26 protein-coding genes are annotated in these 26,722 nt (G+C 63.7%); 15 read left to right on the top strand and 11 right to left on the bottom strand.

All coding sequences use genetic code 11. The features are described 5' to 3' along the window. Positions 1-84: 84 nt before the first annotated feature. The 3 genes from ACLCGK_RS03895 to ACLCGK_RS03885 all read right to left on the bottom strand — a co-directional run bounded on the left by ACLCGK_RS03895 (position 85) and on the right by ACLCGK_RS03885 (position 3,686). Complete coding sequence (locus ACLCGK_RS03895; RefSeq protein WP_054573205.1) at positions 85-1,386, bottom strand: MFS transporter; 1,302 nt, start codon at positions 1,384-1,386, stop codon at positions 85-87. A 275-nt stretch (positions 1,387-1,661) separates the two neighbouring features. Beyond that, on the bottom strand, positions 1,662-2,867 hold the full coding sequence (locus ACLCGK_RS03890; protein WP_410951309.1) for a transporter associated domain-containing protein: 1,206 nt from the start codon (positions 2,865-2,867) through the stop codon (positions 1,662-1,664). A gap of 9 nt (positions 2,868-2,876) precedes the next feature. After that, on the bottom strand, positions 2,877-3,686 hold the full coding sequence (locus ACLCGK_RS03885) for an inner membrane protein YpjD (protein WP_013971188.1): 810 nt from the start codon (positions 3,684-3,686) through the stop codon (positions 2,877-2,879). 324 nt (positions 3,687-4,010) lie between these two features. On the opposite strand from ACLCGK_RS03885, the gene ffh reads away from it, so the two are divergent. The 12 genes from ffh to ACLCGK_RS03825 all read left to right on the top strand — a co-directional run bounded on the left by ffh (position 4,011) and on the right by ACLCGK_RS03825 (position 13,911). After that, positions 4,011-5,387 (top strand): signal recognition particle protein, encoded by a 1,377-nt coding sequence (gene ffh / locus ACLCGK_RS03880; RefSeq protein WP_013971189.1) that lies wholly within the window; start codon positions 4,011-4,013, stop codon positions 5,385-5,387. Positions 5,388-5,646: 259 nt separating this feature from the next. Then, complete coding sequence (gene rpsP / locus ACLCGK_RS03875; RefSeq protein WP_003259424.1) at positions 5,647-5,898, top strand: 30S ribosomal protein S16; 252 nt, start codon at positions 5,647-5,649, stop codon at positions 5,896-5,898. A gap of 5 nt (positions 5,899-5,903) precedes the next feature. Further along, on the top strand, positions 5,904-6,440 hold the full coding sequence (rimM, locus tag ACLCGK_RS03870; protein WP_025337913.1) for a ribosome maturation factor RimM: 537 nt from the start codon (positions 5,904-5,906) through the stop codon (positions 6,438-6,440). Positions 6,441-6,443: 3 nt separating this feature from the next. Beyond that, positions 6,444-7,196, top strand: coding sequence for a tRNA (guanosine(37)-N1)-methyltransferase TrmD (trmD, locus tag ACLCGK_RS03865; protein WP_003252146.1), 753 nt, complete (start codon positions 6,444-6,446; stop codon positions 7,194-7,196). Between the two features lie 42 nt (positions 7,197-7,238). Continuing rightward, a complete protein-coding gene (gene rplS / locus ACLCGK_RS03860; RefSeq protein WP_003252148.1) occupies positions 7,239-7,589 on the top strand; it encodes a 50S ribosomal protein L19 in 351 nt (116 codons plus the stop codon). A gap of 93 nt (positions 7,590-7,682) precedes the next feature. After that, positions 7,683-8,090, top strand: coding sequence for an acyl-CoA thioesterase (locus ACLCGK_RS03855; RefSeq protein ID WP_096009939.1), 408 nt, complete (start codon positions 7,683-7,685; stop codon positions 8,088-8,090). Positions 8,091-8,260: 170 nt separating this feature from the next. Beyond that, positions 8,261-9,157: a site-specific tyrosine recombinase XerD gene (gene xerD / locus ACLCGK_RS03850; RefSeq protein WP_054573207.1), complete on the top strand. Its 897-nt coding sequence runs from the start codon at positions 8,261-8,263 to the stop codon at positions 9,155-9,157. A 153-nt stretch (positions 9,158-9,310) separates the two neighbouring features. Next, a complete protein-coding gene (locus ACLCGK_RS03845) occupies positions 9,311-10,054 on the top strand; it encodes a DsbC family protein (protein ID WP_003259432.1) in 744 nt (247 codons plus the stop codon). Positions 10,055-10,137: 83 nt separating this feature from the next. Then, a complete protein-coding gene (locus tag ACLCGK_RS03840; protein ID WP_003259434.1) occupies positions 10,138-11,442 on the top strand; it encodes a homoserine dehydrogenase in 1,305 nt (434 codons plus the stop codon). A gap of 58 nt (positions 11,443-11,500) precedes the next feature. Beyond that, the gene (thrC, locus tag ACLCGK_RS03835) at positions 11,501-12,910 is read left to right on the top strand and encodes a threonine synthase (RefSeq protein ID WP_010952565.1); all 1,410 of its coding nucleotides are present in this window, start codon (positions 11,501-11,503) and stop codon (positions 12,908-12,910) included. A 220-nt stretch (positions 12,911-13,130) separates the two neighbouring features. After that, complete coding sequence (locus ACLCGK_RS03830) at positions 13,131-13,550, top strand: histidine kinase (RefSeq protein WP_410951308.1); 420 nt, start codon at positions 13,131-13,133, stop codon at positions 13,548-13,550. A gap of 79 nt (positions 13,551-13,629) precedes the next feature. Next, complete coding sequence (locus tag ACLCGK_RS03825) at positions 13,630-13,911, top strand: DUF3509 domain-containing protein (protein WP_013971195.1); 282 nt, start codon at positions 13,630-13,632, stop codon at positions 13,909-13,911. A 285-nt stretch (positions 13,912-14,196) separates the two neighbouring features. Here ACLCGK_RS03825 and ACLCGK_RS03820 read toward each other — a convergent pair whose 3' ends face one another. Continuing rightward, positions 14,197-15,072 (bottom strand): TIGR02285 family protein, encoded by an 876-nt coding sequence (locus ACLCGK_RS03820; RefSeq protein WP_410951307.1) that lies wholly within the window; start codon positions 15,070-15,072, stop codon positions 14,197-14,199. A 20-nt stretch (positions 15,073-15,092) separates the two neighbouring features. Continuing rightward, positions 15,093-16,292, bottom strand: coding sequence for a CaiB/BaiF CoA transferase family protein (locus tag ACLCGK_RS03815; protein ID WP_410951306.1), 1,200 nt, complete (start codon positions 16,290-16,292; stop codon positions 15,093-15,095). A 133-nt stretch (positions 16,293-16,425) separates the two neighbouring features. On the opposite strand from ACLCGK_RS03815, the gene ACLCGK_RS03810 reads away from it, so the two are divergent. Further along, entirely contained in the window at positions 16,426-16,968 is a 543-nt protein-coding gene (locus ACLCGK_RS03810) for a YaeQ family protein (RefSeq protein ID WP_013971198.1), read from the top strand. A gap of 8 nt (positions 16,969-16,976) precedes the next feature. After that, positions 16,977-18,686 (top strand): single-stranded-DNA-specific exonuclease RecJ, encoded by a 1,710-nt coding sequence (recJ, locus tag ACLCGK_RS03805; RefSeq protein ID WP_410951305.1) that lies wholly within the window; start codon positions 16,977-16,979, stop codon positions 18,684-18,686. Positions 18,687-19,015: 329 nt separating this feature from the next. On the opposite strand, the gene ACLCGK_RS03800 is transcribed toward recJ, so the two are convergent. Further along, positions 19,016-19,279 carry a DUF3077 domain-containing protein gene (locus ACLCGK_RS03800; RefSeq protein ID WP_338460156.1) on the bottom strand — a complete coding sequence of 88 codons (264 nt, stop codon included), beginning with the start codon at positions 19,277-19,279 and terminating at the stop codon, positions 19,016-19,018. A 556-nt stretch (positions 19,280-19,835) separates the two neighbouring features. Between ACLCGK_RS03800 and ACLCGK_RS03795 the strand changes: the two genes are divergently transcribed. After that, positions 19,836-20,942 carry an NADH:flavin oxidoreductase/NADH oxidase gene (locus ACLCGK_RS03795; RefSeq protein WP_410951304.1) on the top strand — a complete coding sequence of 369 codons (1,107 nt, stop codon included), beginning with the start codon at positions 19,836-19,838 and terminating at the stop codon, positions 20,940-20,942. A gap of 126 nt (positions 20,943-21,068) precedes the next feature. Here the strand turns inward: ACLCGK_RS03795 and ACLCGK_RS03790 are convergent, their stop codons facing one another. The 5 genes from ACLCGK_RS03790 to ydcS form a co-directional block, all read right to left on the bottom strand. After that, on the bottom strand, positions 21,069-22,493 hold the full coding sequence (locus ACLCGK_RS03790) for a gamma-aminobutyraldehyde dehydrogenase (RefSeq protein WP_410951303.1): 1,425 nt from the start codon (positions 22,491-22,493) through the stop codon (positions 21,069-21,071). 17 nt (positions 22,494-22,510) lie between these two features. Next, positions 22,511-23,317, bottom strand: coding sequence for an ABC transporter permease (locus ACLCGK_RS03785; RefSeq protein WP_013971205.1), 807 nt, complete (start codon positions 23,315-23,317; stop codon positions 22,511-22,513). Beyond that, the gene (locus tag ACLCGK_RS03780) at positions 23,307-24,218 is read right to left on the bottom strand and encodes an ABC transporter permease (RefSeq protein WP_410951302.1); all 912 of its coding nucleotides are present in this window, start codon (positions 24,216-24,218) and stop codon (positions 23,307-23,309) included. Before ACLCGK_RS03780 ends, ACLCGK_RS03785 begins: the two co-directional genes overlap by 11 nt. 1 nt (position 24,219) lies before the next feature. Continuing rightward, complete coding sequence (locus ACLCGK_RS03775) at positions 24,220-25,251, bottom strand: ABC transporter ATP-binding protein (RefSeq protein ID WP_410951301.1); 1,032 nt, start codon at positions 25,249-25,251, stop codon at positions 24,220-24,222. Positions 25,252-25,399: 148 nt separating this feature from the next. Further along, a complete protein-coding gene (gene ydcS / locus ACLCGK_RS03770) occupies positions 25,400-26,551 on the bottom strand; it encodes a putative ABC transporter substrate-binding protein YdcS (protein ID WP_013971208.1) in 1,152 nt (383 codons plus the stop codon). Positions 26,552-26,722: the final 171 nt, after the last annotated feature.

Genomic DNA, 26,722 nt, shown 5'->3' with positions numbered 1-26,722 from the left:
TACCCCCCCCTCCCCATTTTTCTTTGCCCCCCCCTTGGGGGAACGTTACTCCCCCACAAAGGGCCGCAACGCGGCCCCATTTACTTACAGCTGCGTATTGCGGGTCTCTTTCAGGCACAGCACGGCAATCAAGCTGATCACCGCCGCCACCGACACATAACCCCCCACCCAGCTCAACCCACCCATGCTCACCAGCTTCTGGGCAAAGAACGGTGCCGCCGAGGCGCCGACGATGCCGCCCAGGTTATACGCCGCCGAAGCGCCGGTATAACGCACGTGGGTCGGGAACAGTTCAGGCAGCAGTGCCCCCATCGGCGCAAAAGTCACGCCCATCAGGAACAGTTCGATGGCCAGGAACAGCGCCACACCTGCGGTCGACCCCGAAGTCAGCAGCGGCTCCATGGTAAAGCCCGAGGCCACTGCCAGCAGGCCGCCGACGATCAGTACCGGTTTGCGCCCGTAGCGGTCGCTGAGCCAGGCCGACAGTGGTGTGGCCAGGGCCATGAACACCACCGCGAAGCACAGCAGGCCAAGGAACGTCTCGCGGCTGTAGCCCAGCGTGGTCACGCCATAGCTCAGCGAGAACACCGTGGAGATGTAGAACAGCGCGTAGCACACCACCATCGCCGCTGCGCCCAGCAGGGTCGGCAGCCAGTATCTGGAAAACAGGTCGACCACCGGCATTTTCACCCGCTCGTGGCGGGCGACGGCCTTGGCGAACACCGGGCTTTCTTCCAGCTTCAGGCGCACATACAGGCCTACCAGTACCAGCGCGGCGCTGAGCAGGAACGGAATGCGCCAGCCCCACTCGCGGAACTGCTCGTCGCTGAGCACCAGGGCCAGGGTCAGGAACAGGCCGTTGGCGGCCAAAAAGCCGATCGACGGGCCCAGCTGCGGGAACATGCCGAACCAGGCGCGCTTGCCTTCGGGCGCGTTCTCGGTGGCCAGCAAGGCCGCGCCACCCCATTCGCCACCCAGGCCCAGGCCTTGGCCAAAGCGCAGCAGGCAGAGGATGATCGGCGCCCATACACCAATGCTGTCATAGCCCGGCAGCACGCCGATGGCTGTGGTGGACACGCCCATCAGCAGCAGCGAGGCGACCAGGGTCGACTTGCGGCCGATACGGTCGCCAAAGTGGCCGAACAGTGCCGAACCCAGCGGGCGCGCCAGGAAGGCGATACCGAAGGTGAGAAAGGCCGCCAGCATCTGCGCGGTGCCCGACCCGGACGGGAAGAACACCGGGCCGATCACCAGGGCGGCGGCAGTGGCGTAGACGTAGAAATCGTAGAACTCGATGGCGGTGCCGATGAAGCTGGCGGTGGCTACCCGCGCGGGCGAGTTGACCGGCGCGGCAGGCGCTTCGGCATAGGTGCTGCTGGTTGTCATTGAATAGGTCCCTGACAGTCTGGTCCGGCTCCATTGGGATAAGCCCCGCGGCGTGCAATGCAAAAGGGCAGGCACGGTGGCACGGGCGCCGGAGCGTTTTGTTGTTGTGTGCGCCCGACTGACGATAGCCCAAGGGGGATAGGGGCGGGGGCGGGCACTGTTCGGGGTGTTGAAGCAGGACCGCGGGGCGTGTCAGTGGAGCGGACTGGCCGTGGAGCGCCGGGTGCGGGTAGCAGGCGGGACGGCGGGGCTGGGTAAGCGTGACCCGAGTATAGCTATCGGGTCACGGTCCACACCAGTACCTTGCTGGCACAATTGTCCTCTGTTTCGAGGATTTCCAGGCGATAGCGGCCGATCTTCAGGCAAACGGCGCTTTCCGGGATACTTTCCAGCGCTTCGGTGACAAGCCCGTTGAGGGTTTTCGGCCCGCCGTCGCAGGGTAGGTGCCAGCCCAGGCTGCGGTTGATCTCGCGCAGCGAAGCAGTGCCGTCGATGACGAAAGTGCCATCGGGCTGCGGGTGCACGTGGGGGTTGTCCAGGCTGTGTTCATCCTCGAACTCGCCAACGATCTCTTCGAGGATGTCTTCCAGGGTGACGATGCCCAGCACCTCGCCGTACTCGTCCACTACCACGCCCAGGCGGCGCTGCTGTTTGTGGAAGTTCAGCAGCTGCATTTGCAGGGGCGTGCTCTCGGGCACGAAATAGGGCTCGTAGCAGGCGCCGAGCAGCATCTCCAGGGTCAGCTCGGCTTTGGGCAGCAGGTGGCTGATCAGCTTGGTATTGAGGATTGCTTCAACCTGGTTGATGTCGCTGTGGTACACCGGCAGGCGGGTGTGGCGGCTGACGATCAGTTGCTCGATGATGCGCTCGATCGGCTCGTCGAGGCTGATGCCGTCCACTTCGTTGCGCGGTACCAGGATGTCGTTGACGGTCATCTTGTCCAGTGACTGCAGGCCGTCGAGCAGGCCGTGGCGCGGTGCTTCTTGTTCCTCATCCTCGTCGAATTCGTCGGCTTCCTGCGGGTGCAGGGCCACGGCCGTGGGTTGCACGCGGAACGGACGCAGGATCAGCTTGGCCATGCCATCCAGCAGGCAGGCCAGCGGTTGCAGCAGGGCGAGGGGTACTTTCAGCAGGCTGGTGCCGAGGCTGACGAACGCTTGCGGGTTGCGCCGGGCCAGGCGACGCGGCAGGTATTCGGCAAACACCAGCAGGACGAGGGTGGCGGCCAACCCGGCCAGCCAGAAGCCGTGCTCGCCGCTATGGCGCTGGCCGAGCAGGCAGGCCAGGCCCAGCACCAGCAGCTTGCCCAGGCTGGCGCACAGCACCAGGGCCTGGGCCGGCAGCACGGGCTGGCCGTCGTCGCCGACACGCAGCGTGCCATTGAGTTGCAGGCGGGCGGCGTCCACCGCGGTGAACAGCGCCGACCACAACAGGGCCAGTGCCAGGGTGCCGAATAGCGGTGCGTACGGCAGGGTATCCATGGGCGGCCGTCAGATATGCAGGATGAATTCGCGAACCAGCTTGCTGCCGAAATAGGCCAGCATCAGCAGGCAGAAACCGGCCAGCGTCCAGCGGATGGCCTTGTGGCCACGCCAGCCCAGGCGGGTGCGGCCCCACAGCAGCACGCTGAACACCACCCAGGCGATACAGGCCAGCAGGGTCTTGTGTACCAGGTGCTGGGCGAACAGGTTGTCGAGGAACAGCCAGCCGGAGATCAGCGACAGCGACAGCAGGCACCAGCCAGCCCAGAGGAAGCCGAACAGCAGGCTTTCCATGGTTTGCAGCGGCGGGAAGTTGCGGATCAGCCCGGATGGGTGCTTGTTCTTCAGTTGGCGGTCTTGCAGCAGCAACAGCAGTGCCTGGAACACCGCGATGGTGAACAGCCCGTAGGCCAGGATCGACAGCAGGATATGCGCGAGGATGCCCGGCTCTTCGTTGACCAGCGGCACCGTGCCGGGGGGCGCGAACTGGGCCAGCAGCGCGGTCACCGCGCCCAGCGGGAACAGCAGCACCAGCAGGTTTTCCACGGGTATGCGCAAGCAGGCCAGCAGGGTCAGGGCGATGACCGCCACGGCGATCAGGCTGGCGGCACTGAAGAAGTCCAGGCTCAGGCCCAGCGGGGTAATCAGCTGGAAGAACAGCGCACCGGCCTGGGCGAGTACCGCGAAGGCACCCAGCAGGGCAAGCAGGCGCTTGTCGGCCTTGCGGTTCTGGGCAAGGTAAGAGCCCTGGTAGATGGCCGCTGCTATATATAGGCCGGCGGCGATCAGGTTGGGGATGAGGCTGGGTGAGGAGAACATAAGTCCTGGTTGGCGAGCCTTAAAGAGACGGAGTTTGGCATAGATCGCGCTGGTCTAGGAAGACTGGCAGACTGCGGTGCGGCATTCGCGGGCGCGCCCGCTCCCACAGGGATCGCGCCGCTCTTCAGGATGGTGATGTTCCTGTGGGAGCAGGTTCACCCGCGAAGAGGCCGGCACAGCCACCGAATATCTACCCGGCCGCCAGCAAGGTGTGCGCCGCCGCCGCACTTCGCTATAATCGCCGCCTTGCTGTGCCCGGCGGGTATGCATTCCCCCCTGGGCGCCTGACAAACCTCGGCTTTTACTGGGCCTGAAAGGATCACCATGTTCGAAAACCTGACCGACCGCCTGTCACAGACGCTGCGCCATGTCACCGGCAAGGCCAAGCTGACCGAAGACAACATCAAGGACACGCTGCGCGAAGTGCGCATGGCCCTGCTCGAGGCCGACGTTGCCCTGCCGGTGGTCAAGGATTTCGTCAACAGCGTCAAGGACCGTGCAGTCGGCACCGAAGTGTCGCGCAGCCTGACCCCAGGCCAGGCGTTCGTGAAGATCGTCCAGGCCGAGCTGGAAAGCCTGATGGGCGCGGCCAACGAAGACCTCGCACTGAACGCCGCTCCGCCAGCCGTGGTGTTGATGGCCGGCCTGCAGGGTGCCGGTAAGACCACCACCGCCGGCAAGCTGGCGCGCTTCCTCAAGGAGCGCAAGAAAAAGAGCGTGATGGTGGTGTCCGCCGACGTCTACCGCCCGGCGGCGATCAAGCAGCTGGAAACCCTGGCCAACGACATCGGCGTCACCTTCTTCCCGTCCGACATCAGCCAGAAGCCGGTGGCCATCGCTGAAGCGGCCATCCGCGAAGCCAAGCTGAAGTTCATCGACGTGGTCATCGTCGACACCGCCGGCCGTCTGCACATCGACGCCGACATGATGGACGAGATCAAGGCGCTGCACGCCGCGGTCAAGCCGATCGAGACCCTGTTCGTGGTCGACGCCATGACCGGCCAGGACGCGGCCAACACCGCCAAGGCGTTTGGCGAGGCGCTGCCGCTGACCGGCGTGGTGCTGACCAAGGTCGACGGTGACGCCCGTGGCGGTGCCGCGCTGTCGGTGCGTGCCATCACCGGCAAGCCGATCAAGTTCATCGGTATGGGCGAGAAGACCGAAGCCCTCGAACCGTTCCACCCCGACCGCGTCGCCTCGCGCATCCTCGGCATGGGTGACGTGCTCAGCCTGATCGAGCAGGCCGAGCAGAACATCGACAAGGCCAAGGCCGACAAGCTGGCCAAGAAGCTGAAGAAGGGCAAGGGCTTCGATCTCGAAGACTTCCGTGACCAGCTGCAGCAGATGAAGAACATGGGCGGCCTCGGCGGCCTCATGGACAAGCTGCCGAGCATCGGCGGGGTCAACCTGTCGCAGATGGGCAACGCCCAGGGCGCCGCCGAGAAGCAGTTCAAGCAGATGGAAGCGATCATCAACTCCATGACCCCGGCCGAGCGCCGTGATCCGGAGCTGATCAGCGGCTCGCGCAAGCGCCGCATTGCCATCGGTTCCGGCACCCAGGTGCAGGACGTCGGCCGCCTGATCAAGCAGCACAAGCAAATGCAGAAGATGATGAAGAAATTCTCCGCCAAGGGCGGCATGGCCAAGATGATGCGCGGCCTTGGCGGGATGCTGCCGGGCGGCGGCATGCCGAAGCTGTAACCCCTATTCCGGGGGCCTGCCGTTTGTCCGGCAGGCGTCCAGAACCCCCGCCGTGGCGGGGCAATGGCCGCGGATTTCGCGGCTCAACCGGCAGATCTGGACGGCAGGGCAGGGCCTTGCCGAAAAAGTCATTTGCAAATGTCCGTGTATTCCCCGAGAATATGCGGCCTTTTGGGCACCCGTGTGCCTATTTGGCATTCAGATTTGCAGTACCAGCTGCTGTATCAACTGCAGCACCGACTATAGGAACGATGTTCACATGGTAACCATTCGTCTGGCCCGTGGCGGCTCGAAAAAGCGCCCATTCTACCACCTGACCGTGACCAACTCGCGTAACGCCCGTGACGGCCGTTTCGTTGAGCGCGTAGGTTTCTTCAACCCGATCGCTGCTGGCGCCGAAGTCAAGCTGTCGGTCAACCAAGAGCGCGTCAACTACTGGCTGAGCCAGGGTGCACAGCCGTCTGAGCGCGTTGCTCAGCTGCTGAAGGACGCTGCCAAGGCTGCTGCCTGAGTAGTATGAACGCGACGCCAGAAAAGGCTGACGACCTCATCGTCGTTGGCAAGATTTTTTCGGTTCACGGCGTTCGCGGCGAGGTGAAGGTGTATTCCTTTACCGATCCGATTGAAAACCTGTTGGATTATCCGCGCTGGACGCTTCGGCACGAAGGCAAGGTAAAGCAGGTCGAGCTGGTCAACGGTCGTGGCTCCCAGAAGGGCCTGGTCGTGAAGCTGAAAGGCCTCGATGATCGCGATGAAGCCCGTCTTCTGAGCGGTTACGAAATCTGCATTCCGCGGAGCCTTCTGCCCAACCTGGCTGCTGACGAGTACTACTGGTACCAGTTGGTCGGCCTGAAGGTCATCAACCAGGACGAACAACTGTTCGGCAAGGTCGATCACCTGTTGGAGACCGGTGCGAACGATGTAATGGTGGTCAAGCCCTGCGCAGGCAGCCTGGATGATCGCGAGCGTCTGTTGCCCTATACGGCGCAATGCGTGCTCGATATCGACCTGGAAGCAGGCGTGATGCGGGTTGAATGGGACGCGGACTTCTAAACGATGGGTAACCTTCGCGTAGACGTCATAACGTTGTTCCCCGAGATGTTCTCGGCCATCACGGAGTACGGCATTACCAGCCGCGCGGTGAAACAGGGGTTGCTTCAGGTGACTTGCTGGAACCCGCGGGACTACACCACAGATCGTCACCACACGGTGGATGATCGGCCGTTTGGCGGTGGTCCGGGCATGGTGATGAAAATCAAGCCTCTGGAAGACGCCCTGGTTAGCGCCAGGCAAGCGACCGGAGCAGCGGCGAAGGTGATCTACCTTTCGCCACAAGGCCGCAAGCTGACTCAGCAGGCGGTCAAAGGCCTGGCCGAACAGGAATCGTTGATCCTGATCGCCGGTCGTTATGAAGGCATCGACGAGCGCTTTATCGAGGCTCATGTCGATGAGGAGTGGTCGATTGGCGACTATGTGCTTTCCGGTGGCGAGCTGCCGGCCATGGTACTGATCGATGCGGTTACACGGCTGCTGCCCGGAGCTTTAGGGCATGTGGACTCGGCGGAAGAAGATTCCTTCACCGACGGTCTGCTCGATTGCCCGCACTACACCCGACCTGAGGTGTATGCGGATCAGCGTGTTCCCGACGTGTTGCTAAGTGGCAACCATGCACACATCCGGCGTTGGAGAATGAAGCAGTCCCTTGGTAGGACCTTCGAACGACGCGCCGATCTTCTGGAAAGTCGCTCGCTTTCTGGAGAAGAGAAGAAGCTGCTCGAGGAATATCTCCGCGAGCGGGACGATAGTTAAACGTATCGATGGTGGATCACGTATCCATCTTAGGAGCACAGCATGACCAACAAGATCATCCAGCAGCTCGAAGCCGAGCAGATGAGCAAGGAAATCCCGACCTTCGCACCAGGCGACACCGTTGTCGTTCAGGTTAAAGTGAAGGAAGGTGAGCGTTCCCGTCTGCAGGCGTTCGAAGGCGTCGTTATCGCCAAGCGTAACCGCGGTCTGAACAGCGCCTTCACCGTGCGCAAGATCTCCAGCGGCGTTGGCGTAGAGCGTACCTTCCAGACCTACAGCCCGCAAATCGACAGCCTGGCCGTGAAACGTCGTGGTGACGTGCGTAAAGCCAAGCTGTACTACCTGCGCGACCTGTCCGGCAAAGCCGCTCGCATCAAGGAAAAACTGTCCTGAGTGCAGTTTGCCCGGTGGCCGAGGCCGCCTAGCGAGAAAAAAGCAGCCTTCGGGCTGCTTTTTTGCGTTTTGACCCCCGAAGATGTGATTGCCATGACTACCCGAGAGCAGGAAATCCTGCGCCGCACCGAACTGTCGGTGACCCGCGTGACCAAGGCGGTGTTCCCCAACACCACCAACCACCACAACACCCTGTTCGGCGGCACCGCCCTGGCCTGGATGGACGAAGTGTCGTTCATTGCTGCCACGCGCTTCTGCCGCCTGCCACTGGTGACCGTGTCCACTGACCGCATCGACTTCAAGCACCCGATCCCGGCGGGCTCGATCGTGGAGTTGGTGGGGTCGGTCATCAAGGTGGGTAATACCAGCTTGCAGGTGCAGGTGGATGTGTTCGTCGAGAACATGTACCTGGATGGGCGCGAGCGAGCGATTCATGGGGTGTTCAGCTTCGTCGCCATCGACGAGGACAAGCGGCCGGTGCCGGTTTTGCCCCAGGCCTGATTTCTCCTGCGCTGGCCCTTTCGCGGCTAAAGCCGCTCCCACAGGGATCGCACATACCTCAAGGGCGGTGATATCTCTGTGGGAGCGGCTTTAGCCGCGAAGAGGCCAGTACAGACAACAATTATGCTGCTGTGAAACACTAAGCCACCTCCAACATCCAGCAGCCCCGAATGCCCGCCCTAGACCACCCCCTGATCGACCAGTTCCTCGACGCCCTGTGGCTTGAAAAGGGCCTGTCCGACAACACCCGCATGTCCTACCGCAGCGATCTGGCCCTGTTCAACGGTTGGCTGCAGGAACACGGCGTCAGCTTGCCCGATGCCGGCCGCGACCTGATTCTCGACCACCTGGCCTGGCGCCTCGACCAAGGCTACAAGCCGCGCTCCACGGCACGCTTCCTGTCCGGCCTGCGCGGTTTCTTCCGCTACCTGCTGCGGGAAAAACTGGTGGCCATCGACCCGACCCTGCAAGTCGACATGCCGCAACTGGGCAAGCCGTTGCCCAAGTCGTTGTCCGAAGCCGACGTCGAAGCCTTGCTGCAGGCCCCGGACCTGAGCGAAGCCATTGGCCAGCGTGACCGCGCCATGCTCGAAGTTCTCTACGCCTGCGGCCTGCGGGTCACCGAACTGGTCAGCTTGGCCCTCGACCAGGTCAACCTGCGCCAAGGCGTGCTGCGGGTGATGGGCAAGGGCAGCAAGGAGCGCCTGGTGCCCATGGGCGAAGAGGCGGTGCTTTGGTTGCAGCGCTACCTGCGCGATGGCCGCGCCGAACTGCTCAATGGCCGCCCCAGCGATGTCTTGTTCCCCAGCCAGCGTGGCGATCAGATGACCCGCCAGACCTTCTGGCATCGCATCAAGCACCATGCCCGGGTCGCCGGTATCGACAAACCGCTGTCGCCGCATACCCTGCGCCATGCCTTCGCTACTCATCTGCTCAACCATGGTGCCGACCTGCGCGTGGTGCAGATGCTGCTGGGCCACAGTGACCTTTCGACCACGCAGATCTACACCCATGTCGCCAAGGCCCGCCTGCAGCAATTGCATGCCCAGCACCACCCGCGTGGATGAATGTTTTTCATGTTCCGCCGACCGGTCCTTGCAAGGCCCTTCACTGGCGGTGTGATGTGGTAGGCTTGAGCGGTTTGCACCAAGGGCCGCACGGTCACCGCGTATTTTTCGCAGGTGGCGCCCTCCGGCCCCTGTCCGCCTTCAGGAGTTCCCATGCGCGTGACCCAGTTTTTCGCCGCCGCCGCGTTGGCGCTGGCCAGTACCTTTGCCGCTGCCGCGGCAACCGATAGCAATGCTGCTGCCGAGCAGGCCATCCGTAAGTCATTGCAGAACCTCGAGCTGGAAGTGCCCGTCGAAAGCGTGGCCAGCAGCCCGGTCAGCGGCCTCTATGAAGTCAAGCTGCAGGGCGGCCGCGTGCTGTATGCCAGCGGCGACGGCCAGTTCGTGATGCAGGGCTACCTGTTCCAGATCCAGGACGGCAAGCCGGTCAACCTCACCGAGAAGACCGAGCGCCTGGGCATTGCCAAGCTCATCAACGGCATTCCAGCCGCCGAGATGGTGGTTTATCCTGCCAAAGGCGAGACCAAGTCGCACATCACCGTGTTCACCGACACCACCTGCCCGTACTGCCACAAGCTGCACGCCGAGGTGCCCGAGCTCAACCGCCGCGGTATCGAAGTGCGCTATGTCGCCTTCCCGCGTCAGGGCCTCGGTTCGTCGGGTGACCAGCAGTTGCAGGCCGTCTGGTGTTCCAGCGACCGCCGTGCGGCGATGGACAAGATGGTCGAGGGTGAGGAAATCAAGGCCGCCAAGTGCGCCAACCCGGTCAGCAAGCAGTTCCAGCTGGGCCAGTCGATCGGCGTCAACGGCACGCCGGCGATCGTCCTTGAAAGCGGCCAGGTCATTCCGGGCTACCAGCCGGCACCGCAGGTCGCCAAGCTGGCATTGGCCAAGTAATCCAATTCAGTACGCCGTCGTCATGGGGTGACGGCATGTTTCACGGTCGGCATAGGTGCCGGCCGTTCAATGGGGAGTTCACAGTGAAACCGGTCAAAGTAGGCATCTGTGGGTTGGGGACCGTCGGTGGCGGAACCTTCAATGTACTTCAGCGCAACGCCGAGGAGATCGCCCGCCGTGCCGGGCGCGGTATTGAAGTGGCACAGATTGCCATGCGCTCGCAGAACCCGAACTGCCAGATTACCGGTACCCCCATTACCGCTGATGTGTTCGAAGTTGCGAGCAACCCGGAGATCGACATTGTCATCGAGCTGATCGGTGGCTACACCGTGGCCCGCGAACTGGTGCTCAAGGCCATCGAAAACGGCAAGCACGTGGTCACCGCCAACAAGGCGCTGATTGCCGTGCACGGCAACGAAATCTTCGCCAAGGCCCGCGAGAAGGGCGTGATCGTCGCCTTCGAAGCGGCCGTGGCCGGTGGCATCCCGGTGATCAAGGCCATCCGCGAAGGCCTGTCGGCCAACCACATCAACTGGCTGGCCGGCATCATCAACGGCACCGGCAACTTCATCCTCACCGAAATGCGTGAGAAGGGCCGCGCCTTCCCGGACGTGCTGGCCGAAGCCCAGGCGCTGGGTTACGCCGAAGCCGACCCGACCTTCGACGTTGAAGGCATCGATGCCGCGCACAAGTTGACCATCCTGGCCTCGATCGCTTTCGGCATCCCGCTGCAATTCGACAAGGCCTACACCGAAGGCATCACCCAGCTGACCACTGCTGACGTGAACTATGCCGAGGCCCTGGGCTACCGCATCAAGCACCTGGGTGTGGCCCGCCGCACTGCCGAAGGTATCGAGCTGCGCGTACACCCGACGCTGATCCCGGCCGACCGCCTGATCGCCAACGTCAACGGCGTGATGAACGCCGTCATGGTCAACGGCGACGCTGCCGGCTCCACCCTGTACTACGGCGCCGGTGCCGGCATGGAGCCTACCGCTTCGTCGGTGGTCGGTGATCTGGTGGATGTGGTCCGTGCCATGACCTCCGACCCGGAAAACCGCGTGCCGCACCTGGCCTTCCAGCCGGATTCGCTGTCGGCCCACCCGATCCTGCCGATCGAAGCCTGCGAAAGTGCCTACTACCTGCGCATCCAGGCCAAGGATCACCCTGGCGTACTGGCCCAGGTGGCCAGCATCCTCTCGGAGCGTGGCATCAACATCGAGTCGATCATGCAGAAGGAAGCCGAGGAACAGGACGGCCTGGTGCCGATGATCCTGCTGACCCATCGCGTGGTCGAGCAGCGCATCAACGACGCCATCGTCGCCCTGGAAGCCCTGCAGGACGTCATCGGCAAGGTCGTGCGCATTCGCGTCGAGCAGCTCAACTAACAATAGTGCCGTGGGGCCGCCAGCGCGGCCCCGGCCCCAGTATCGAAGGTTTGCACCCATGCGCTATATCAGTACCCGCGGCCAGGCTCCGGCCCTCAATTTCGAAGACGTCCTGCTGGCTGGCCTGGCCAGCGACGGCGGCCTGTACGTCCCGGAAAACCTGCCACGCTTCACCCAGGAAGAAATCGCCTCGTGGGCTGGCCTGCCGTACCACGAACTTGCTTTCCGGGTGATGCGCCCGTTCGTCGAAGGCAGCATCGCCGACGCCGACTTCAAGAAGATCCTCGAGGAAACCTACGGCGAGTTCGCCCACGCCGCGGTTGCCCCGCTGCGTCAATTGAACAGCAACGAGTGGGTGCTGGAGCTGTTCCACGGCCCGACCCTGGCGTTCAAGGACTTCGCCCTGCAACTGCTCGGCCGCCTGCTGGACCACGTGCTGGCCAAGCGCAACGAGCGCGTGGTGATCATCGGCGCCACCAGCGGTGACACCGGTTCCGCCGCCATCGAAGGCTGCCGCCGTTGCGACAACGTCGACATCTTCATCCTGCACCCGCACCAGCGCGTGTCGGAAGTGCAGCGCCGGCAGATGACCACCATCTTCGGCGACAACATCCACAACATCGCCATCGAAGGCAACTTCGACGACTGCCAGGAAATGGTCAAGGCCAGCTTCGCCGACCAGTCGTTCCTCAAGGGCACCCGCCTGGTTGCGGTCAACTCGATCAACTGGGCGCGGATCATGGCCCAGATCGTCTACTACTTCCACGCTGCCCTGCAGCTGGGTGGCCCGGCGCGTTCCGTGGCGTTCTCGGTGCCGACCGGCAACTTCGGCGACATCTTCGCCGGCTACCTGGCACGTAACATGGGCCTGCCGGTCAGCCAGCTGATCGTCGCCACCAACCGCAACGACATCCTGCACCGCTTCATGAGCGGCAACCAGTACGTCAAGGAAACCCTGCACGCGACCCTGTCGCCGTCGATGGACATCATGGTCTCGTCCAACTTCGAGCGCCTGCTGTTCGACCTGCACGGCCGCAACGGCGGCGCCATTGCCGAGCTGATGGCCAACTTCAAGCAAGGTGGCGGCTTCAGCGTCGAGCAAGACCGCTGGACCGAGGCGCGCAAGCTGTTCGACTCGCTGGCAGTGAGCGACGAGCAGACCTGCGAAACCATCGCCGAAGTGTTCGCCGCTACCGGCGAAGTGCTCGACCCGCACACCGCTATCGGCGTCAAGGCCGCCCGCGAGTGCCGCCGCAGCCTGGACACGCCGATGGTGGTGCTGGGCACCGCGCACCCGGTCAAGTTCCCGGAAGCGGTGGAGAAGGCCGGTGTTGGCAAGGCGCTGGAGCTGCCAGCGCACCTCAGCGACCTGTTCAGCCGTGAAGAGCGTTGCACGGTGCTGGCCAATGACCTGAAGGCCGTGCAGGGCTTTGTCAGCCAGCATGGTAACCGCGGCAAGCCTTTGTAAGCATCGGGGCCGCACTGCGGCCCATCGCCGGCAAGCCAGCTCCCACCCCGACCGCATAGACCCAAGGTCATGTGCAATCCCTGTGGGAGCTGGCTTGCCGGCGATGGGCTGCGGAGCAGCCCTAATTATCCGAATTTTCCCACTGCTCCATCAGAAGCATCCTATTCAGGCCGCCCAGCGCAACGCCTAAATTAGCCGGTCCTCCCATCAGGAGCGGCTCATGCACCAGCCCTACGTGTTGATCCACCAGGCTCGCCCATCCCATCAGATCCTCCTGCACCAGGCCCTCAACGCTCAGGGCATGTTCCATGTGCGCATCAGCGAAACCAGTGCAGACCTCGACGCCTGCCTGAACGCCGATCACCGCCCCGATCTGCTGATCCTTGACCACGCCATGCCGACCCGGGCCGGCCTTGCCTTGCTCGAACAGCAGCACCGAACTCGTGCTTTGCTGTTCGTCGGCCAGGCTACCCCCAAGCGCCGCAACCTCGCCCAAGAGGCCAGAAACCGGGGCCTGTGGGTGCTCGCCGAACTGCCCTGGCCACTGTCGATGCCATGCCTGCAGCGCGCTCTGCAGGCACTGCAGGTGCGCCCGTGGCGGCGTATTCAAACTGTCACGTCCGCCCCGCATGCTCACTGAAGCAGCCGCGGTGTAACGAACTTTCCGCTGCGTCTGTTGGTCAGTTCCTCTATATCCCACCACGCAGCGAGTGATCCGGATGGAAAGAATCTGCAGACTGCTCAACGAAGCCCTGACCCCCTATCAGACCCACCTCGGCATAGCCGATGCCCAGGGTAATCGCCAACTGACCGTTCATGACCGCCTCGCCGGCATCACCTTGCGGCGCACGGTGAGCGAACGCCAGTTGCAGGAACAACGCCTGTTGGTCGACCTGGTGGATGGCCTTCACCGTGACCTCCAGATCGCTGAAGGGCGTTTGCAGCCCTGTGTGATCGCGGCATTGCAGCAGCGTCAGCAACCCCATGGAACCTTTGCCTGAGTGGTTTATCAGACACTGTAGGGGCAGCCGGGCCAGTGCTTTGCTCCGGCGCTGGCAAGGCTGTCACGGGAAGCCCCCAAGGGCTTTCGCTTGGCCCCGGGCGTGTTTCCCCAGCGCCCGGGGTTTCTTTTCTTGGGGGGCAGGCACATGTCCTTGTAGGAGCGGCCTTGTGTCGCGATGGGCCGCAAAGCGGCCCCGGCAATCTTTGCGGCGAAGCTGAAAATGTGGGGCCGCTACGCGCCCCATCGCGACACAAGGCCGCTCCTACAGGGGCCGATCGGGCAGCTAGTGGTCTTCGAAGAAGCGCTTGCTCTCTTCCAGGTAGTCTTCCTGCAACGCCGGGTCCAGCCAGCGTGCATACAACCCTGGCAACACATCCCGACGCAGGGCAGGCAGCAGCTGGTCGATGTGCGCAATGGCTTCACGCCCCAGCTCGCTGTTTGAACAGCCCACATGCAGAAACTGGTAGCGGTTTACCCCTTTCACAGGGTGAAACTGGTAGTCAGCCAGCGCCCCGCCTTGCAGGTCGACCAGGTAGCGCACCTCGGGCCAGTAGCCGAGCACCATGCGCAGGCGCCCGAGCTGTTGCATCTGCAGCAGGTTGGCGGTGGCGTCGTTGCCGTAGTGGCGGCTGAACGCGGTGTCGGGCAACTGGCGCAGGATGGCGTCGATCTGTGTGCCATAGCTGCGCTCGGCGACAACACCCAGCTTCAGTGGGGTCTTGCTCAGCAGGTTGAGCAGGTCTACCTCCTGGCCGTCGAGGTAAGGCGCCACCAGCGCCTCGCTGTCCTTGCGCAGCACCAGGCCGCCACTGAGCACGCCCAGGGAAGGCACGGAAAACCTCACATATTCGGCGCGTTCCGGCGTCCACAGCAGGGTCGGGTCGCAGGTGAAGCTTTTCGGGTCCTGCAGCATCTGGATGCCGCGGGCGCGGTTGACCCGCAGGATGCTGTGGTCGTACTCGGGCATCTGCCTGATCAGCAGGGGCAACAGCTGGTCGATCACCCCTTGGCCTTTCTCCGGCCCTTCCAGAATGGTGAACGGCGGCAGGTCGCGCACCAGCCAGAAGATGCGCTCCTTGGCACTGGCAGGCTGCAACAGCAATGCGGGCAGCAGCCCGCACAGCAGGACCAGGTGACGTAGGCAACGGGCAGCGCGCATGGACCAGGGCCGCGCCAGGGTCAGACCGTGCCTGCTTCGCGCAGGCTGGCGATGGCCGCCGCGTCGTAGCCCAGGTTGCCGAGCAGTGCCTCGGTGTGTTCGCCCAGCGCCGGGCCTACCCACTCGGTGGAGCCGGGGGTGTCCGACAGCTTGGGCACGATGCCCGGCATGCGGAATGGCTTGCCGTCCGGCAGCTTGGCCTGCAGGAACATTTCGCGTGCCAGGTACTGCGGGTCGTTGAACATGTCCTCGGCCGAATAGATGCGGCTGGCCGGCACTTCGGCGGTGTTCAGCACCTGTATCAGTTGCTCCAGCGGCAGGCTGTTTGCCCAGCGGTCGATTACCCCGTACAGCTCGTCACGGCGCAGGTCGCGGCCATCGTTGGTGGCCAGGGTCGGGTCGTCGGCCAGGTCGATGCGGCCAATGGCTTGCATGAAGCGCTTGAAGATCGCATCGCCGTTGGCGCCGATCTGCACATGCTTGCCGTCGGCGCTGGTGTGAATGGAGGAGGGCGTGATGCCTGGCATGATGTTGCCAGTGCGTTCGCGGATAAAGCCGAACACATCGAACTCCGGGACCATGCTTTCCATCATGGCGAAGATCGCTTCGTACAGGGCTACGTCCACCACCTGGCCCTGGCCGCCGTTGACTTCCCGGTGTCGCAGCGCCATAAGTGCGCCGATCACCCCCCACAAGGCAGCAATCGAGTCACCGATGGAAATGCCCGTGCGCACCGGTGGGCGGTCGTCGAAGCCGGTGATGTAGCGCAGGCCGCCCATCGACTCGCCCACGGCGCCGAAGCCCGGCTGGTCCTTCATCGGCCCGGTCTGGCCGAAGCCCGACAGGCGCACCATTACCAGGCGCGGGTTGAGCGCGTGCAGCACGTCCCAGCCCAGGCCGAGTTTTTCCAGCACGCCCGGGCGGAAGTTCTCGATCAGGATGTCGGCGTTGGCCAGCAGGCGTTTCAGAATCTCGCGCCCCTCTGGGTGCTTGAGGTTGAGGGTGAGCGACTGCTTGTTGCGGGCCTGCACGAACCACCACAGCGAGGTGCCCTCGTACAGCTTGCGCCATTTGCGCAACGGGTCGCCGCCATCGGGCGATTCGACCTTGATCACCTCGGCGCCGAATTCGGCACAGATACGCGAGGCGAACGGGCCAGCGATGAGGGTGCCGAGTTCGACAACCTTGAGACCGGCGAGGGGTTTGCTGGGCGTAGTCATGGGGCATCCGTGGCAGCTGGGCAGATGCGTGGTTTTATCATAGGTCCGAAGCGGCAGATACTGCTGCGGGGCAACGAAGGGCAGTATCGGTTAGACTGTGTCACTTTTTCTCTGCGCAAGAAGCCCGTCGACCATGGCCCAGCCGTCCACCACCTACAAATTCGAACTGAACCTGACCGACCTCGACCGCGGCGTGTACGAAAACGTCCGTCAGACCATTGCCCGCCACCCTTCGGAAACCGAAGAACGCATGGCCGTACGCCTGCTGGCCTACGCCCTCTGGTACAACGAAAACCTGTCGTTCGGCCGTGGCCTGTCCGACGTGGACGAGGCGGCGCTGTGGGAAAAGAGCCTGGACGATCGCATCCTGCACTGGATCGAGGTAGGCCAGCCGGACGCCGACCGACTGACCTGGTGCTCGCGCCGCACCGAGCGTACCAGCCTGCTGGCCTACGGCAGCCTGCGCGTATGGCAGAACAAGGTGGTAGACGCGGTCAAGGGGCTGAAGAACCTGAGCATCGCCGCTGTGCCGCAGGAGGTGCTGGAAACCCTCGCCACCGACATGCCCCGCACCATCAAGTGGGACGTGATGATCAGTGAAGGCACGTTGTTCGTCACCGACGACCGTGGCCAGCACGAAGTGCAGCTGGAGTGGCTGCTTGGTGAGCGTGGCTGAAGCCCCTCATGCGTATCGAACCTCGCCCGCTGCCGCCCACCCTGCCATTCCTGGGTAACCTGCCACCCTTGCTGACCCGCCTGTACGCCGCGCGCGGCGTGCAGAGCGAGGCCGAGCTGGACAAAAGCCTCGCGCGCCTGCTGCCGTACCAGCAGCTCAAGGGCATCGAGGCCGGCGTGGATCTGCTGGTCGAGGCTATCGACCAGCGCCAGCGCATCCTCATCGTCGGCGACTTCGATGCCGACGGCGCCACTGCCAGTACTGTCGGCGTGCTGGGCCTGCGCCTGCTGGGCGCGGCCCATGTCGACTACCTTGTGCCCAACCGCTTCGAATACGGTTACGGCCTGACCCCGGAAATCGTCGAGGTGGCGCTGCAACGCCAGCCGCAGCTGCTGATCACCGTGGACAATGGGATTTCCAGCGTCGACGGTGTGGCAGCCGCCAAAGCCGCCGGGCTCAAGGTGCTGGTCACCGACCACCACCTGCCGGGCGCGGAGTTGCCCGACGCCGACGCCATCATCAACCCCAACCAGCCGGGCTGTAGTTTCCCGAGCAAGGCGCTGGCTGGGGTAGGGGTGATCTTCTACGTGCTGATGGCCCTGCGTGCGCGTCTGCGCAGCCTGGGCCGCTATGAAACGCAGCCGCAGCCGAACATCGGCGAATTGCTCGACCTGGTGGCCCTGGGCAGCGTCGCGGACGTGGTGCCATTGGATGCCAACAACCGCATCCTGGTGCACCAGGGCCTCGAGCGCATTCGCGCCGGCCGCGCCCGGCCGGGGCTCAAGGCCATTCTTGAAGTGGCCCGTCGCGATCACCGGCGCATCACCTCGACCGACCTTGGCTTCATCCTGGGCCCGCGGCTGAACGCTGCCGGGCGCCTGGACGACATGAGCCTGGGCATCGAATGCCTGCTGTGTGAAGACGCGGCCCTGGCCCAGGACATGGCCCAGCAGCTGGATGACCTGAACCAGGACCGCAAGTCCATCGAACAGGGCATGCAGCGCGAGGCCCTGGCCCAGCTCAAGGACCTGCCTGTCGAGTCGATGCCATATGGCCTGTGCCTGTTCGATGCCGACTGGCACCAGGGGGTTATCGGTATTCTGGCTTCGCGCCTGAAGGAGCGTTACCACCGGCCGACCATCGCTTTCGCCGACGCTGGCGAGGGTATGCTCAAAGGGTCGGCGCGTTCGGTGCCGGGGTTCCATATTCGCGATGCGCTGGATGCCGTGGCGGCGCGCCACCCGCAACTGATCAGCAAGTTCGGCGGCCACGCGATGGCGGCGGGGTTGTCGTTGCCTGAGGCCAATTTTCCGGCATTTGCCGCGGCGTTCGATGAAGAAGTACGACGCCAGCTACGCGAAGAGGACCTGACCGGTCGGCTGTTGTCCGACGGCAGCCTGGCGGTGGAGGAGTTCCACCTCGACCTGGCCAAGGCCCTGCGCCATGCCGGGCCCTGGGGGCAGCACTTCCCCGAGCCGCTGTTCCATGGCGTGTTCCAGCTGGTGGAGCAGCGCGTGGTGGGCGAGCGGCACCTGAAGGTGGTGCTCAAGAGCGAGTGCGGCTCGGTGCGGCTGGACGGCATTGCCTTTGGCATTGACCGCGAAGTGTGGCCGAACCCGACGGTGCGTTGGGTCGAGTTGGCGTACAAGCTGGATGTGAACGAGTTTCGTGGTAATGAAAGTGTGCAGTTGATGATTGCCCACATGGAGCCGCGCTGACTGCAAGTACTGCGGCTTCCGCAACTCTGTAGGTATGGCACAAGGCCTTGATGCCAGGTGAAGATCCCTGTGGGAGCGGGCATGCCCGCGAACACCGGCGAAGCCGGTGCCATCCACCGAGTCGCCTTCTTCGCGGGCACGCCCGCTCCCACAGGGCCTGCGGCGGGCTTGAGACTTACGCTGTACCTGTAGGAGCGGGCATGCCCGCGAACACCGGCAGAGCCGGTGCCAGCCACCGAGTCGCTTGCTTCGCGGGCACGCCCGCTCCCACAATGCTCTGCGGCGGGCTTGCGAATGTGCTCTAGGTACGATCGATGATCACACCAAACTCAGCGCGCCATACCTAACTCGGCATCATCCATCAGTGCCTTGGCCATTGCACTGAGATAGTGCGCAGCCCAGATCATCATGGGTTTCTCATCCATCAGCCCGACGATGGTCAACTCCCGCACATAGCCCATCAATTCCGAAGCCTGATCACGGGCGTCTCGGCACGGAATGCCCGCTTCGATGCGAAATAATGGGTGGGTCTGGTTTTCACCCTGAAAGAAAGTGGTCTTGCCGACGGTGAACTGGGTGTCTTCTGTGTTCATTGATCCCTCTCCTGATCATTCTGAGCGTTTTGTCGAAGGAGAAGAAATGAGGGGGATCAGGGACTGTCATTTTCATATCAATCACTCGTATGGTTGCTGATTGACCGCCTCTCCGATTCCACACGAAGGGTGGCAGTTGTACGCGGTGTGGAATCCAGGCTACGAGTAAACCCGGTAGGCTTTGCGGCCTTCCGCGCACAACTGCCATGACGACAGCTACTCGGTAATTGATCGGGATTCCACCCCCGGCCGCTGAATGCCAGCGACCAGCAAAGGCTAGAGAGTCAGGATTCCAGTAACAATCAGACGCGAGTCGACAGGACTTGTAGGTTATTTCTTCAACCTAGGCTTCACCATATCTGGGCCGTAAGGGATATCTGAAACTCTGATCAGACATGGGGCTGGTAACGCAGAGCCGTTCAACCTCTACCAAATCCCATGGAACCTCCCCCCCAACCATTCTGGTCTAGTCTGAAGTTATGACCGGACCTGGGCCAGGGACGTGCAATTGAGTGTCCGGGCCGGATCACCATTGGAGTCCTTGGGAGGTGCCCTCATGAGCCTGCTGCTCGAGCCTTACACCCTGCGTCAGCTGACCCTGCCCAACCGAATCGCCGTTTCGCCGATGTGCCAGTATTCCGCCGTCGATGGCCTGGCCAACGATTGGCACCTTGTCCATTTAGGCAGCCGCGCCGTGGGCGGCGCTGGCCTGGTAATCACTGAAGCCGTGGCGGTGACCGCCGATGGCCGCATCACCGCTGAAGACCTCGGCCTGTGGGACGACGCTCAGATCGCCCCGCTGCAACGCATCACCCGTTTCATCACCGCCCAGGGGAGCGTGCCCGGCATCCAGCTGGCTCACGCCGGGCGCAAGGCCAGCACCTATCGCCCATGGCTGGGCAAGCAAGGCAGCGTCAAGCTCGAGGAGGGCGGCTGGCAGCCGGTGGGCCCGTCGAAAATCGCCTTCGACCCGCAACACACGACGCCGCACGAGTTGAACCACAATGAGATTCAGGGTGTGATCGACGCCTTCGTCGCCTCGACCGAGCGCGCCCTGAAGGCCGGTTTCAAAGTGGTCGAGATCCACGCTGCCCATGGCTACCTGTTGCACCAGTTCCTGTCGCCGCTGAGCAACCAGCGTCGCGACGAGTACGGCAGTTGCTTCGAAAACCGTATCCGCCTGACCCTGGAGGTGGTCGAGGCCGTGCGCAAGGTCTGGCCTGCCGAGTTACCGCTGTTCGTGCGGGTATCGGCGACCGACTGGGTCGAGGACGGCTGGAACCCGGATGAAACCGTCGAACTGGCCCGCCGCCTGCGTGGTTTGGGCGTCGACCTGATCGACGTGTCCTCCGGCGGCACCTCGGTCAACGCCGAAATCCCCACCGGCCCGGGCTACCAGACGCGCTTCGCCGAGCGTGTGCGCAAGGAATCGGAAATCGCCACCGGCACCGTGGGCATGATCACCGAACCGGCCCAGGCCGAGCACATTCTGCGCACCGGCCAGGCCGACATCATCTTCCTCGCCCGCGAACTGCTGCGCGACCCGTACTGGCCGCTGCATGCCGACGACGACCTGGGCGGCAACAAAGCTACCTGGCCAGCGCAATACCAGCGCGCCACCAGCCGGGCCAACCCGATTCACGAGTCGGACCTGCGGGACTAGGTTCTACCTGCACTGGCCTCTTCGCGGGCTTGCCCGCTCCCACAGGTACATCACAAACCTCAAGGGCTGTGATGTACCTGTGGGAGCGGGCAAGCCCGCGAAGAGGCCAGTAGATTCAACCCTGGACTAGTGCTTGATCATCACATGCCGCACACAGGTGTAGTCCTCCAGCCCATACATCGACATGTCCTTGCCATACCCCGAATGCTTCTGCCCGCCATGGGGCATTTCGCTGACCAGCATGAAGTGGGTGTTCACCCATGTGCAGCCATACTGCAGGCGCGCCGCCAGGCGGTGGGCGCGGCCGGTGTCGCGGGTCCATACCGATGAGGCGAGGCCGTAGTTGGAGTCGTTGGCCCATTCCAGCGCCTGCGCTTCGTCGTTGAAGCGGGTCACCGACACTACCGGACCGAACACTTCGTTGCGCACGATTTCGTCGTCCTGCAGGGCGTCAGCCAGCACGGTCGGTTCGAAGAAGAAACCGTCGCCATCAATCGCCTTGCCACCGGTTACCAGGCGAATGTGCGGCTGGGCGATGGCCCGTTGCACCAGCCCTGCGACCTTGTCGCGGTGCTGGGCACTGATCAGTGGCCCCAGTTCGGTGTCCTCGGCTTCCTGCAGGCCCGGCTTGAGGCTGGCCACTGCGGCCCCCAGGCGTTCGACGAAGCGCTCGTAGATGCCATCCTGCACGTACAGCCGACAGGCGGCGGTGCAGTCCTGGCCGGCGTTGTAGAAACCGAAGGTACGGATGCCGTCGATGGCGGCATCGATGTCGGCATCGTCGAACACCAGCACCGGGGCCTTGCCGCCCAGTTCCATGTGCATGCGTTTCACGCTGTCGGCGGTGGCGCTGATGATGTGAGCGCCGGTGGGGATCGAGCCGGTCAGCGACACCATGCGCACCTTGGGGTGGTTGACCAGCGGGTTGCCGACCGTCTGGCCACGGCCGAAGAGGATGTTCAGCACCCCCGGTGGCAGCAGGTCCTGGGCCAGTTCGCCGAGGCGCAGGGCGGTCAGCGGGGTCAGCTCGGAGGGCTTGATCACCACCGTGTTGCCGGCAGCCAGGGCCGGGGCGATCTTCCACGCCAGCATCATCAACGGGTAGTTCCACGGCGCGATCGAGGCCACCACGCCCAGCGGGTCGCGGCGGATCATCGACGTATGGCCCGGCAGGTACTCGCCGGCTGCCGAGCCGCCCAGGCAGCGCGCCGCACCGGCGAAGTAGCGGAACACGTCGGCAATTGCCGGGATCTCGTCATTCAGCGCAGCGCTCAGCGGCTTGCCGCAGTTCTGCGATTCCAGTCGGGCCAGTTCGTCGCCATGGGCTTCGATAGCGTCGGCCAGTGCCAGCAAGGCTTGCGAGCGTTCCTTGGGGCTGGTTTGCGACCAGCTGTCGAAGGCCTGGTCGGCGGCGCGCACGGAGCTGTCCACCTGGGCCTCGCTGGCTTCGTTGATCTGCGCCAGGGCACTGCCCAGCGCCGGATTGAGCACGGTCCAGGCCGGGCCTTCGCCAGCGACCAGTTGGCCATTGATCAGCATCTGCGTTTGCATCGGGGACTCCTCCAGGGTCATTTGCCGCTGCCCGCGACGCTTTCGCCGCCACGGGTCAGGTAATAGGCGCCAAGTATCGGCAGCATGGTCACCAGCATCACCAGCATGGCGACCACGTTGGTCACCGGCACGTCGCGCGGGCGGCTGAGCTGGTTGAGCAGCCAGATCGGCAGGGTGCGTTCGTGGCCGGCAGTGAAGGTGGTGACGATGATTTCGTCGAACGACAGGGCAAAGGCCAGCATGCCACCGGCCAGCAGCGCCGAACCGAGGTTGGGCAGGATGATGTAGCGGAAGGTTTGCCAACCGTCGGCACCGAGGTCCATCGAAGCTTCGATCAGGCTCTGCGAAGTGCGTCGCAGGCGGGCGATCACGTTGTTGTAGACGATAACCACACAGAACGTGGCGTGGCCGACCACGATGGTGAACACGCCGGGCTCGATCCCCAGGCTCTTGAACGCCGAGAGCAGGGCGATGCCAGTAATGATGCCAGGCAGGGCAATGGGCAGGATCAGCATCAGCGAAATGCTCTCCTTGCCGAAAAAGCTGCGCCGGTACAGCGCCGCCGATGCCAGCGTGCCGAGCACCAGGGCGATCAGCGTGGCCAGGCAGGCCACTTGCAGTGACAGCTTGATCGCTTCCAGCACATCGGGCCGGGCGAAGGCCACGGCGAACCACTTCAGGGTAAAGCCCTTGGGCGGGAAGCTGAACGCCGCGTCTTCGGTGTTGAAGGCATACAGGAAGATGATCAGGATCGGGAAGTGCAGGAACAGTAACCCGCCCCAGGCCGCCAGGCGCAGCCCGGTCGAGGCTTTTTCAGAGTGCATCGAAGGCCCCCAGTCGCTTGACGATGGACAGGTACACCGCGATCAGCACGATCGGCACCAGGGTGAACGCGGCGGCCATCGGCATGTTGCCGATCGCCCCTTGCTGGGCATAGACCATGCTGCCGATGAAATAGCCGGGCGGGCCGATCAGCTGCGGCACGATGAAGTCGCCCAGGGTCAGCGAGAAGGTGAAGATTGAACCGGCGGCAATGCCCGGGATCGACAGCGGCAGGATCACCTGCACGAAGGTCTGGCCGGGCCTGGCGCCCAAGTCTGCCGAAGCTTGCAGCAGCGACGGCGGCAAGCGTTCCAGCGAGGCCTGGATCGGCAGGATCATGAACGGCAGCCAGATGTACACGAACACCATGAAGCGCCCCAGGTGCGAAGTCGACAGCGTGCTGCCGCCCACGCCCGGTACCGCCAGCACCATTTGCAGCAGGGCATCCAGGTGCAGTTGCTGGGTGAACCACTGGGCCACGCCGCCCTTGGCCAGCAGCAGGGTCCAGGCGTAGGTCTTGACGATGTAGCTGGCCCACATCGGCATCATCACTGCGATGTAGAAAAATGCCTTGGTCTTGCCGCTGGTGTAGCGCGCCATGTAGTAGGCGATGGGGAAGGCCAGCACCGCGCTGGCCAGCGACACCGCCAGCGCCATTCCCAGGGTGCGCAGGATGATGTCGAAGTTCGACGGGTTGAACAGCGCGGCGAAATTGCCCAGGGTCAGGTTCGGGGTCACCGCCATGGTGAAGTCGTCGAAGGTATAGAAGCCTTGCCACAGCAGGTTCAGCAGCGAGCCCAGGTAGATCGCGCCGAACCAGGTCAGCGGTGGGATCAGCAGCAGGGCCAGGTACAGGTTGGGGCGCCGGTACAGCAGGTTGGACAGGCCGCGCAGCGTGCTCATGTCAGCGGCCCTCCGTTTCCTGCAGCACCGTCATGGCTTCGCGGGGCCAGTGCGCCTGTACTCGTTGCCCGGGTTGCCAGGCCTGTGCCTGCGCCTGCCAGCGGTCGTTGGCCTGGCTCACCGCCAGCAACTGGCCGCTGTCCAGTTGCAGCTCGTAGCGGGTGGCACTGCCCTGGTACTGGATATCGCGCAGCTGGCCGCTGACCTGGACGTGCTGGCCGGCTGTGGCCGGGGCGCCGAGGCGGATGTGTTCGGGGCGGATGGAGAAGGGCGCCGGGCTGCCATTGAGCAACGTGGCCAGTTCGCCGCGCACAACGTTGGAGGTGCCGACGAACTCGGCGACGAAGGTGGTGGCCGGCTGCATGTACAGGTTGCGCGGGGTGTCGACCTGCTCGATACGGCCGCGGTTGAACACTGCGACGCGATCGGACATCGACAGCGCCTCGGTCTGGTCGTGGGTGACGAAGATGAAGGTGATGCCCAGCTGGCGCTGCAGCTTTTTCAGCTCGCCCTGCATCTGTTCGCGCAACTTCAGGTCCAGCGCGCCAAGCGGCTCGTCCAGCAGCAGTACCCGTGGCCGATTGACCAGCGCGCGGGCCAGGGCCACGCGTTGGCGTTGGCCCCCGGACAACTGCGCCGGTTTGCGCGCGCCGTAGCCGGCCAGGGCCACCATCGCCAGGGCTTCTTCGGCGCGGCTGTGGCGTTCGGCCTTGGCCACGCCTTTTACCTTCAGGCCGTAGGCGATGTTGTCCAGTACGTTCATGTGCGGGAACAGGGCGTAGTCCTGGAATACGGTGTTGACGTCGCGCTGGTAGGGCGGTACGCCCGCAGCCTCGACACCGTGGATGCGGATCGAACCGCTGGTGGGTTGCTCGAAGCCTGCGATCAGGCGCAGGCAGGTGGTCTTGCCCGAGCCAGAGGGGCCGAGCATGGAGAAGAATTCGCCATCGATGATGTCGATGCTGACCTGGTCGACGGCCTTGACCTCGCCGAAGGTGCGGGAAACCTGGGTGAACTGGACGGCTAGGGGCATAGGCGGTACTCGGTTGTTCTTGTATTGCCTGTACCGGCCCTATCGCCGGCAAGCCAGCTCCCACAAGTACTGTGCAGGCCTCATGGCCTATGCGCGCCCTGTGGGAGCCGGCTTGCCGGCGATAGGGCCGGTACAGGTGAAGAAACCCTCAGCGCCCACCCATGATCGCAATGTAATCCTGGGTCCAGCGGCTATACGGCACGAACTTGCCGCCCTGGGCCTGCGGGGTTTTCCAGAAGGCGATCTTGTCGAAGTTGTCGAAACCGTTGGTCTTGCAGCCCTCGGCCCCCAGCAGCTCGTTGCCGGTGCAGGCCGCCGGCACCGCCGGCAACGAACCGAACCAGGCCGCCACGTCACCCTGTACTTTCGGCTGCAGCGACCAGTCCATCCATTTGTAGGCACAGTTGGGGTGCTTGGCCTCGCTGTGCAGCATGGTGGTGTCGGCCCAGCCGGTCGCGCCTTCTTTGGGAATGGTCGAGGCCACGGGCTGCTTCTCGGCCTTCAGGCCGTTGACCATGTAGCCCCAGGAGCTGGAGGCAACCACGCCTTCGTTTTTCACGTCGCTCATCTGCACCGTGGCGTCATGCCAGTAGCGGTGGATCAGCGGTTGTTGCTGGCGCAGCAGTTCCAGCACGGCCTTGTATTGTGTTTCGCTCAGCTCGTACGGGTCCTGGATGCCCAGTTCCGGTTTGGCCGTCTTCAGGTACAACGCCGCATCGGCGATGTAGATCGGCCCATCGTAGGCCTGCACGCGGCCCTTGTTCGGCTTGCCGTCGGGCAGGTTCTGCGGCTCGAACAGCACACCCCAGGTGGTGGGCGCCTGCTTGAACACGTCGGTGTTGTACAGCAGCACGTTCGGGCCCCATTGGTACGGGGTGCCGTAGACCCGCTTGTCGACCACGTACCAGCCACCGTTCTGTAGCCGTGGGTCGATGTTCTTCCAGTTGGGGATCAAGTCGGTGTTGATCGGCTGTACCCGCTTGCCCGCGATCAGCCGCAGCGAGGCATCGCCCGAGGCGGTGACCAGGTCGTAGCCGCCCTTGGTCATCAGGCTGACCATCTCGTCCGAGGTGGCGGCGGTCTTGACGCTGACCTTGCAGCCGGTTTCCTTCTCGAAGCCGGTCACCCAGTCGTAGGCCTTGTCGCTTTCACCGCGCTCGATGTAGCCGGGCCAGGCGACGATGTCCAGGCGGCCCTCGCCGGGCCCCAGGGCCTTGGGCGGTTCGGCAGCCTGCAGGCTGGCGCTGGCCAGCACGGCGCAGGCGGTTGCGCCGAGCAATGCGGTCTTGTGCACTGACATGGTGTTCCCTCTTCTTGGAGATTTTGGTCGGGGCAGTCATCAAGCAAGCCGTGAAGCGAGCGTTATAGGCGTAGTGCGGTTTACGCGCGGTATTGGCGATATCGAGTCTAGTTGGCTTTTTGCCAGCCAATGCAACATCCGGAAGCAAATCCCCCCATGGCGATCGGGCGG

This window comes from Pseudomonas sp. S1(2024), from assembly GCF_046557535.1.
The sequence above is the reverse complement of the archived record's forward strand: the minus strand, read 5'-3'. Positions and strand labels throughout refer to the sequence as shown.